General features: G+C 43.7%; 4 protein-coding genes. All 4 read left to right on the forward strand.

Going from position 1 to position 5119, the window contains the following annotated elements; all coding sequences use genetic code 11:
- Nucleotides 1–464 (forward strand): hypothetical protein (locus tag OU26_RS10250; protein WP_033499115.1); only part of this gene is annotated, 464 nt, incomplete at its 5' end.
- A gap of 11 nt (nt 465–475) precedes the next feature.
- Nucleotides 476–2248 carry a thiamine pyrophosphate-binding protein gene (locus OU26_RS09090; protein ID WP_026647222.1) on the forward strand — a complete coding sequence of 591 codons (1773 nt, stop codon included), beginning with the start codon at nt 476–478 and terminating at the stop codon, nt 2246–2248.
- Nucleotides 2249–2272: 24 nt separating this feature from the next.
- Entirely contained in the window at nt 2273–3718 is a 1446-nt protein-coding gene (locus OU26_RS09095) for a lipopolysaccharide biosynthesis protein (protein ID WP_026647221.1), read from the forward strand.
- Between the two features lie 19 nt (nt 3719–3737).
- Nucleotides 3738–4853 carry a polysaccharide pyruvyl transferase family protein gene (locus OU26_RS09100; protein ID WP_021912793.1) on the forward strand — a complete coding sequence of 372 codons (1116 nt, stop codon included), beginning with the start codon at nt 3738–3740 and terminating at the stop codon, nt 4851–4853.
- The last annotated feature ends 266 nt before the right edge of the window (nt 4854–5119 follow it).

Genomic DNA, 5119 nt, shown 5'->3' on the forward strand with positions numbered 1-5119 from the left:
AGGATCTAGCAACGACATACAAGCTTATCGCCAAAGCGAAAAAGTGCGTTGTTTTACCAGATTGTTTGTATGAATATCGAGTTCGCAGTAGTTCGATACTTGGAGAGCTTGAATTGAATCATACGAAAGCGCTAAAATACTATGAAGATGAGCTTCTTGCGTTTCATGAGATGATTGATTGGGCTGTTGTGCAAAAGCGAGAAGATTATGCTGTTGCGGCTCGGAACAACATGATGAGACATTTGTTCTATCATTACAAGCATTTGCTTGCGCTTGATGATGCGCAAGGAGCTGACTGGATATGCATGCAGATCAAGGAAGAATTGAAATCTCTCTTTCTCCGTCGAATGGATCCGCTGAATAAGGTCAGATCATTCATGTTGAAGCTTAATTTTCTGGGCCTTTTTTATAGACTCAATAATCTATTGGAAAAAAACGTTAAGAAAATCCTGCATAAGATATAAGGGAGAATATAATGCCGAAATATACAGATGCGCGTAATGCACAATTGGTTATTGCACTATTAAAAGAATATGGTATTCGAAATATAATTGCGTCTCCGGGTACAACAAATGTTCCCTTTGTATACAGCGTACAGAATGACTCCTTTTTTAATATTTATTCTGCTATTGATGAGAGATCTGCGGCATATATGGCGTGTGGTTTGGCTGCTGAATCGGGGGAGCCAGTGGTGCTCTCTTGTACAGGTGCCACAGCTTCGCGGGATTATATGCCAGGCTTAACGGAAGCGTTCTATCGTAAACTCCCCGTTCTGGCTCTTACTTCTATGCATTTCACTGAGGACATAGGTAATCTGTCCACTCAGATTCTCGATCGTTCGGTTATTCCCAACGACATTGCTCGTTATCATACTTCTCTGGAGATGATTGAAAATGAGAGAATGGCTAAAGATGAGGAGCTGCGAATCAACATTGCACTTTCTGAGCTCACACGTGATGGTGGCGGCCCAGTGGCAGTCCAACTTATCACTGACGGCAATTATACGTTCAGTGCAACTTCTCTCCCTAAGGTAAATAGAATAAATCGTTTTCTTCCTGAAAAAATTTCAGAGTGGCCGGAATTACCGGATAACGCTAAAATCGCAGTTCTCTTGGGGGTGCATCGAACTTTTAGTGCTACTGAATCCGAGATGCTAGAGCATTTTGTCGAGACGCATGATGCGGTGGTGTTTTCTGACATCTCTAGTGGTTATCACGGCAAGTTCGCATTCGGATCAGCGCTCGCCTGTATCCAATTGCAGAATAACCCTATACGTTCCGCTTTTGAGCCAGATTTGGTTATACACGTCGGAGAGATGACTGGCGACTATAACACCATGGGATTTTTGACGGGCCTGAATTGCCCAGTTTGGAGGGTATCTCTGGATGGAGAGTTTCGCCAACATTTTGCTCGACTTGAAAATGTATTCCAATGTTCAATCGAGTTTTTCTTTTCCCACTATGCGAGCAACAAGCACGTGGAGTCGGGTTACCGTACCAAGTGGGAGAATTATGACATTCAGTTAAGAAAACGTATGCCAGAATTCCCATTCTCGAATATCTGGATGGCTCAGCAATTGCATTCTATGATTCCTGCTGGTTCAATTGTTCATCCGGCCATACTGAGTTCCTTGTCAAGTTGGGATTATTTCCCTCTCCCGAAAGATGTTCGCTCAAGTGCGAATGTGGGTGGATTTGGCATTGATGGATGCACTTCAGCATTAATTGGAGCAAGCCTTTCCTCACATGAATTGTGCTTCTGCATCACGGGTGATTTGGCCTTCTTCTATGACATGAATTCTTTGGGATGCAGGGAAATCGGTCCAAATTTGCGTATTCTTTTAATCAATAACGGTCTCGGCATGACATTTAAACTCTCTAATCATGTTGGTAGCCAAATTGGGCCGTCCGCTAATATATTTATTGCTGCAGAAGGCCACAATGCTGCAGCAAAGAGCGTTACGGGGAACCAATCGCCAGCTCGCGCTTGGGCTGAATCACTTGGGTTTAAATATCTTAGCGCATCTTCAAAAGAAGAATTCAATGCGGTTAAGGATATTTTTACTTCAAAGGATTCGGAAGCCCCGATTCTGTTTGAGTGCTTTACTCACGAAGAAGATGAGAGGACCGCACGAGACCTTATTGATTCTATCGATAGCAGAACTGATTCGAAGACGCAGCTTAAGAAAACGATAAAAAAGGTTCTGCCGAAATCGGTCATTGATTCACTGAAAAGCCTCAGACATTAAGCATCTTGAGGAAGGAAAAGCTTCTTGGGTAAATACAAGAATCTACTGGTGAATATCGGCTTATTCACATTAAATACGGTATCAACGAAATTGATTACATTTCTGCTGGTACCGCTATATACGTATTTCTTGACTGCGGCGCAGTACGGCGTGACCGACATGTCTCTTACGGTGGCGGGTTTGGTCACGCCTGTCGTTACCCTGTCCATCGGCGATGCCACCACTAGATATATCATCGATGATCCTGATGATAAGGAACGATATATATCTGTCGGGTTTTGGGTGACTTTGTTTGGTTGCCTGATTATGCTCCTTCTGCTTCCGCTACTGGGATTGCCCATATTCGGCGGACTCGGGAATTACAAATGGTTCTATCTTGCCTATTTTGCTTCATCCGCTTTCAATGCGTACTTGGCAAATGTGGCAAGAGGTTTGAACCAGATTAAACTCATCACCTGGGCATCTATAGCTTCGTCGCTTGTTTCGGCTCTATCGGCAGGTTTGCTCATCGGTCTGCTTAATTGGAAGGTCGAGGGATATTTTGTTTCGTTGATTTTCGGCGGGCTTGTTGCAATTGTTTTATATCTTATATTTGGTGGCTCATGGGAATACGTACGTATTCCCAAAAAGGAACGCGACCGTCATTTTCTTAGGAAGATGCTGCTGTATTCAGTGCCGCTGATGCCCAATGCTATCTTCTGGTGGGTTGGCACAAGTGTGAACAGGTTCTTCATTACCAGTATGCTCGGTATCGGTGCTTCCGGCTTATTTGCTGCGGCCAGCAAGATACCGAACGTAATGAATATGGTCTCTTCCACGTTTTGGCAGGCTTGGAGCTTGTCTGCATTCCAAGAGTTCAAGAAGACTGATACCGGCAAGTTCTATAGCAATGTGTTTGCGGTGTTTCGTACATTCTGTTTCCTCGCGGCATCAGGACTTATGTTGTTGACGCCGTGGCTCGCCTCATTGCTTTTGCAGAAGAAATTCTATGATTCGTGGCCTATTATTCCTGTCTTGATTCTTGCATTTCTGTTTAATGTGTTCGCAGGATTCTATGGAACGGTCTTTACTGCAAGTATGAAAACCAAACATCTAATGACATCGACTGCTGCTGCTGCGATCGTCGTTGTTGTTCTGACCTGGCTGCTCGTCCGTATCATGGGACTGCAAGGAGCTGCGTGGGCTATGGTCGGCAGCAACCTAGTTATGTATGTCATACGTGTGGCTATGGCTCATCCGATTGTCAGGATAGCGGTGAACTGGCCTCTTATGCTGATCAATATCCTGATTGTAGCTGTTCAAGCATGCATAATGGCATGGCATCCATCCAGGTACTTGTTGATCTCTGGTGTGCTCTTCCTTCTTGTATGCATAGTATCTGCGTTGGATGCCTATCCATTCGTAAAATCTTTGGCAACTGCAATCAGCGGAAAGTCACTGCATAAAAATGGCAAACATGTCGGGAAATAGGGATTTAAGGAGATGAATAATGAGGATAGGAACCATTACCTTCCATTGTGCATATAATTTTGGTTCTGCACTGCAGACTTATGCACTCAGAAAATATCTCACGAATTTAGGCCATGATGTACATGTTATCGATTATCGGAGCGCAGATTTCAATGGGTATAAGATTTTTCGTGGAATAGGGGTTAAATCATTTATTGCAGATTTGCTCTTTCTTCCAGGTAATTTACGCAGGCGCAGCAGTTTTCAATCTTTCTGGCATAAATGTTTTGGCCTGACGAGCCGGACTTATGAGGGGGCTGATGCAGAGCGTTCTCTAGCTGAGGATTTGAAGGATTATGATGCACTGATTTGTGGTAGCGATCAGATTTGGAATTTGGATTGCACCTTAGGGCCTGTTCCTCCGTTCTTTCTTTCTTTCGCTTCTGATGGAACAAAGAAAATTGCGTATGCGCCTAGCTTGTCGCATGCCAAGTTTGAAGAAAAGAACTTCACTCTAGAAGATAAGAAGCATGTCTCCGAGTGGTTGAATCGTTTTGATGCACTTTCTGTGCGTGAGCTTTCTGTAGCAGGGCAGTTTCAGCAACTAACTAATAAGCATATTGTTGAAACGCTTGATCCGACGCTTTTGTTGAATTTAGAGGATTATCGACATATACAGGCTCCGCGACTTCCAAAGAAGCTGGAAGCAGGCAAATATATATTTGCATATACGTTATGGCCGAATAAAGATATGGTGCATTATATTGATAAATTGGCGGCAAAACGTGGACTAACTATCGTTTATTACTCTCAGAAGCCGATTCGGTATCAATCGCACGCGATCAATGTATGGGGAATTGGCCCAGCTGATTTTCTTACATTGATTGATAAGGCAAACTGTGTGATTTCGAACTCTTTCCATGCAACGGTGTTCTCCATTCTCTATGGCAAGCCATTTCTTACGTTTGGTACGGAAAAGAGTAGTTCTCGCATGAGAACGTTACTTGTCAAACTGGGTTTACCTGAAAAGCATCTTTTGCCTCCTGATTTCGAGGGCGGAAGTAATGTTGAACCATTTGCCTCTGTACTGAATATGGCTCGACTTAATAATCTTCGTGCAGATTCTGAACGGTTCCTTAATGATGCACTGATGTAAAAACTCTCAACTAGTATTTGGCATGGAATTTATTGCATGCTGCTTTTTCAATTTTCATAGCATGTTTGAGTTAAGGAGTGCGGATATTTTCTTGGAGAGATAGTCATACAGCTCCTTATCTGAGATTTTGTGAGGATGTCTTGTTCCCGCCATGAGGGCGACTGGGATCCACCAGAGTATGGGCGGATCCCAGTCGTTTGTTTTGGGTTATTGTTTGGTGGTTACCGCGCAGTTTGGTGTGACGTCGGTCACGGCCTGACCGCCCG

This window comes from Bifidobacterium ruminantium DSM 6489 (assembly GCF_000770925.1).
Taxonomy (GTDB): Bacteria; Actinomycetota; Actinomycetes; order Actinomycetales; family Bifidobacteriaceae; genus Bifidobacterium; species Bifidobacterium ruminantium.

What these genes read in the sequence shown, in the direction of transcription:
- OU26_RS09090 (WP_026647222.1), top strand. Translation starts at nt 476, where the DNA reads ATGCCGAAATATACAGATGCGCGTAATGCACAATTGGTTATTGCACTA.
- OU26_RS09100 (WP_021912793.1), top strand. Translation starts at nt 3,738, where the DNA reads ATGAGGATAGGAACCATTACCTTCCATTGTGCATATAATTTTGGTTCT.